This window comes from Rahnella sp. ChDrAdgB13, assembly GCF_017655185.1.
Lineage (GTDB): Bacteria > Pseudomonadota > Gammaproteobacteria > Enterobacterales > Enterobacteriaceae > Rahnella > Rahnella contaminans.
Genome location: NZ_JAEMGT010000184.1, coordinates 1 through 3,722 on the forward strand (window position 1 = coordinate 1; position 3,722 = coordinate 3,722).

Below are 3,722 nucleotides of genomic sequence, written 5' to 3' on the forward strand. Positions count from 1 at the left end.
TTCAATATGACCGTACATAGAATGATAAAGAACCAGTACTTTTGCCATTTTAAACTCCTCATGAGGTGATGTTTTTACCGTAGCCGGACTGGTTTTAGCGCCGGTGATACGGGCGAAAAATTCACTTAAAAATCCCACTTTTACTCCTGCGCCTGTCATGAGTAAGAGAGTTCATCGTCCGCCCAAAACGCATGAGTTACAAACGCAAATTTTTGAACAGGCTCGTCAATTAATTAGGGGAATTAAGCCTGTTTTATACAACACCATTTACCTCCTGGGGCACAGATGGGACTTAGTTGCTTAGCTTCTGATTCAGCATCGTTACCTGCCCAGCATTGCTTTCCGGCATCCAGCTGCCGTAAACGTTAAACACCATCTGTGCGCTCGAATTTACAGTCTCTGGATCAGCCGGACATGGAAACATTGATCGAGGGGGGCGACTTTGAAGGGGAGGAGACAATCATTGTCGGCGTTGTTACACACATTATCAATGATGCCTCGACAGATGAGTTTGACGATATTCCGCACATGTGATTATCACCGGATTCATTCTGCCAATCTCCGACCTTGTGTTTAGAGCGTTATAATTCTGCCCACGAATTCCAGAGTACACCATCTATTTTTATACTCAGCAGTTGGTCTGCCGAAGGAAAATCTCATTTCCTTTTCTTTCCTTTGGCACTCCTTGCTGGCGTCGTTAAGATTCAACCATGTAATCAAGGTTCCAAGAGAGAGTTTGGAATACGAAGTATCTAAGCCAATATTAATATAATCATATGAAATTATTTCCAGACTTTCAGCCTTCATTATCAGCTGAAACGCTACAGGGGAGTCATCTATAAATAGTATGCATCCGAAAATATGAGGCTTTAGACATTCGAGGAAATTTATCAATTCACTTTTGTTCTTCATTTTCTTTGACCTTCTTTTGAAAAACAGTGTGGAGTAAATTTCAACGAGTTCCGATGTGGTGAAGTCTTCAACGCGGTGTACCTTGCCGCCGTTCTCGATGAATTTTTTATATTCTCTTTTACGGCTTTGTCTCGTTTTAACGGAGAGTTTGCCAATATCTTTCGCCACACAAATACGCCTTTTCGCATTAATTGAAAAGGTTGAGTTAATTATATTTGAGCTATGTTTAGACGAGATTATCTTGCTTTTGAATGGCAGTATTATATGGCTGCTCCTACTGATGGGTAAAATGAGTTCATCTTTAGCCACCGGAAGTGCCAATGATTGTGTAAGACGGTCTGAATCGTAGTCATTTGCAAGCATATTTCCGTCCCATACACAAATTCCTCCCTGTTTATCTCCTCTGCCATTCGTGCGAATAAAATAACGAGCCCCTAAATTCAACATATCATTTTGGGTTGGGACTGCGTCGGGATGAGTGGAAAAATTACCACCAAACTGCTCATAGCATTCCCTGTATTCTGTAATTGAGCCTTCTTGCCATCCTAACAGTTTAGCAATCAGCATCTTGTAAATTTCGCAAGCGGTTAATGTGCGCGAAGATTGACGATAATAGGCACAGCAATCAAATGGGTATTACCGATCGTTTTATTGTTATCGATCGTTTTCACCGATCGTTTGCAATATTGTTAATTTCATAGTGAATAATTGTGATGATTCATAATGAATGTTAGGCAGCCCGGCAATAGCTAATATCTGTAAAGCATTAAGCTAAAAACGGTTTCGCTAACATCCAAATTAACGACAGAACGGCGGACGAATTTGGCAATTTTTTGTGCATTTAAACCCTACACTTCATCAGGACAAAATTGTAATATCGCCACTTAAGTAAAATTAATGTGAGAGGTATTTATGGCTTTACAGGCAAAGTTCGTCATTAACGATGCCGATTATTCGCCGCTGTCGTTTCCGGGTGTTGGAACATTCATGGCGTTTTCTGGCAATGGTGCATACAGAAACCGAGGTGGGTGCGGCAAAATCGCAGGAAATGGTCCGCTCCCCGCCGGGCGGTATTACATTGTAGATCGTGTCAAAGGCAGTATGGCAAACAGGGTTCGCGCCTGGGGGGTGGATACGTATAAAAGCGCATTTTATTATCCAGTGGATCATAGTAAATGGTTTGCTCTGTATCGCGATGATATGGGTATTGACGACTCAACATGGATAGATGCCGTTGAACGAGGCGGCTTTAGGTTACACCCTGGACAAATTTCAGATGGTTGCATCACTTTGCCGCATCAGTCAGATTTTGAGCTACTACGCAACGCAATCCTCAGAACATCAAAGGTTCTTGTTCCATGCATGAAAAATTTAATGACATATGGCGTTATTGAGGTAATAGCTAATGGCACCACTTGCCCGTAAATTCCTGCGTCTATTCGGCTTTCTGGTGTTGTTCTCCGCCATTTCCAAAGGTTTTTATATTCTGTTTGGTGATGCCCCCATAATTAGCAATGAAACTGCGATGAGGGTAGCGGGTTGGATTTCGACACCATCATCACCAGAAGATATTTATGACGTATTTGATTATGCCGTCATTATTCTCAACGCTGTGATATCCATCATTGTTTTTTCAGTGATAGTCCAATTCATACCATTTAAAAAAATGCGAGATAAAACGGCTGGAAAGCATATTACTGAGATAACTAAAGGGATTTTGGGAATGGGGCTGAGAGTTTTGGTCGTGACCGCTCTTTTCTTAATTTTTCTCACTGTCGTGGATTATGACAAATTCCTACCTGCGGACGCCGGTTATAGCATGCCGATATGCGTCACTATAACCATATTGCTTACAGTTTCCGCATATTGGATGCTCTTGCTAGTTGGGCGTTGGTTAAAGGTTAAATATGGGGCATAGCGCCCCATTTGTTATCCACGATCGTTCCAGTCATCGGTGTATTGCACGTTACCATCTACATAACGCCAGGTGATTTTATCGTACATCATGGAAATAGATTCCATGTGGTTGATCTGAGAATTTCCTGACATTTTAGCGTTTGGCATTCCCGGATTCACGCCGGTAATTTTCACGCCTTCGATCGTCATAATAAAATACGCTTCTTCCTGACCCGCGTCATTGATGCGGTACCAGCGGATCTCCGCAGACTTTAAAGTCTGGCCTTTTGCGACAGCTTTGTAGAGATACGGGCTTGAAGAGTCGAATTCCTTCTCGAGCATCATTGGTGAATGAGAGCGAGTACCTGTTATTTTCCCGGTGTTCCCATCAACGGGGATGTTCAGGCCATGGCTAAATCCCACAACCTCAATACTTCCCTCGCGATCTTTTACATCAACTGAACCTTTGATGTCAGCGCCGCCATCATCTTTAAGCCACATGTAAGCCGGTATTGGCATTTTTAAATCTCCTTATTGAAAGTATGGCTAATGTTAATGCAAGCATAACGGTACTTGTACGGATAATTTGACTTAAGTTTGAATTGCGGCTCGCACAGATTAGTAAACAAAAAGCCGGAGCAGCTTACCTATGATTTGAAATGATGGAGTCTAATTCAGAGGAACAGTAAATTGATGGAACGAGTTATGGGGCACCCATGGGACAAAAATTAGCGCCAAAGTTCGCAAAAGTTCATGATAGAAGATTTTAACTGTTTCTAACTATCTGTTATGTAAGGCGGTCTTTGATGAACTTTATCGAATTTTTAAGTTATTTGGTCACGGTTTCAATATGACCGTACATAGAATGATAAAGAACCAGTACTTTTGCCATTTTAAACTCCTCATGAGGTGAT

The 3,722-nt window shown here is 41.8% G+C and carries 4 protein-coding genes; 2 read left to right on the forward strand and 2 right to left on the reverse strand.

The features are described 5' to 3' along the window. Window positions 1–573 precede the first annotated feature (573 nt). Window positions 574–1,479, reverse strand: coding sequence for a GNAT family N-acetyltransferase (locus J8X26_RS26215; protein WP_208952467.1), 906 nt, complete (start codon window positions 1,477–1,479; stop codon window positions 574–576). A gap of 345 nt (window positions 1,480–1,824) precedes the next feature. Here J8X26_RS26215 and J8X26_RS26220 point away from each other — a divergent pair, with 345 nt between their 5' ends. Together J8X26_RS26220 and J8X26_RS26225 are read left to right on the forward strand one after the other, a co-directional pair. Next, complete coding sequence (locus J8X26_RS26220) at window positions 1,825–2,337, forward strand: DUF2778 domain-containing protein (protein ID WP_208952468.1); 513 nt, start codon at window positions 1,825–1,827, stop codon at window positions 2,335–2,337. Next, the gene (locus J8X26_RS26225; protein ID WP_208952469.1) at window positions 2,318–2,830 is read left to right on the forward strand and encodes a hypothetical protein; all 513 of its coding nucleotides are present in this window, start codon (window positions 2,318–2,320) and stop codon (window positions 2,828–2,830) included. Before J8X26_RS26220 ends, J8X26_RS26225 begins: the two co-directional genes overlap by 20 nt. Window positions 2,831–2,841: 11 nt before the next feature. Here the strand turns inward: J8X26_RS26225 and J8X26_RS26230 are convergent, their stop codons facing one another. Further along, window positions 2,842–3,327: an Hcp family type VI secretion system effector gene (locus J8X26_RS26230; protein ID WP_208952470.1), complete on the reverse strand. Its 486-nt coding sequence runs from the start codon at window positions 3,325–3,327 to the stop codon at window positions 2,842–2,844. Between the last annotated feature and the right edge of the window lie 395 nt (window positions 3,328–3,722).

Bases quoted from the DNA above. Each gene is read 5' to 3' on its own strand.
- J8X26_RS26215 (WP_208952467.1), bottom strand. From the start codon at position 1,479: ATGCTGATTGCTAAACTGTTAGGATGGCAAGAAGGCTCAATTACAGAA.
- J8X26_RS26220 (WP_208952468.1), top strand. From the start codon at position 1,825: ATGGCTTTACAGGCAAAGTTCGTCATTAACGATGCCGATTATTCGCCG.
- J8X26_RS26225 (WP_208952469.1), top strand. From the start codon at position 2,318: ATGGCACCACTTGCCCGTAAATTCCTGCGTCTATTCGGCTTTCTGGTG.
- J8X26_RS26230 (WP_208952470.1), bottom strand. From the start codon at position 3,327: ATGCCAATACCGGCTTACATGTGGCTTAAAGATGATGGCGGCGCTGAC.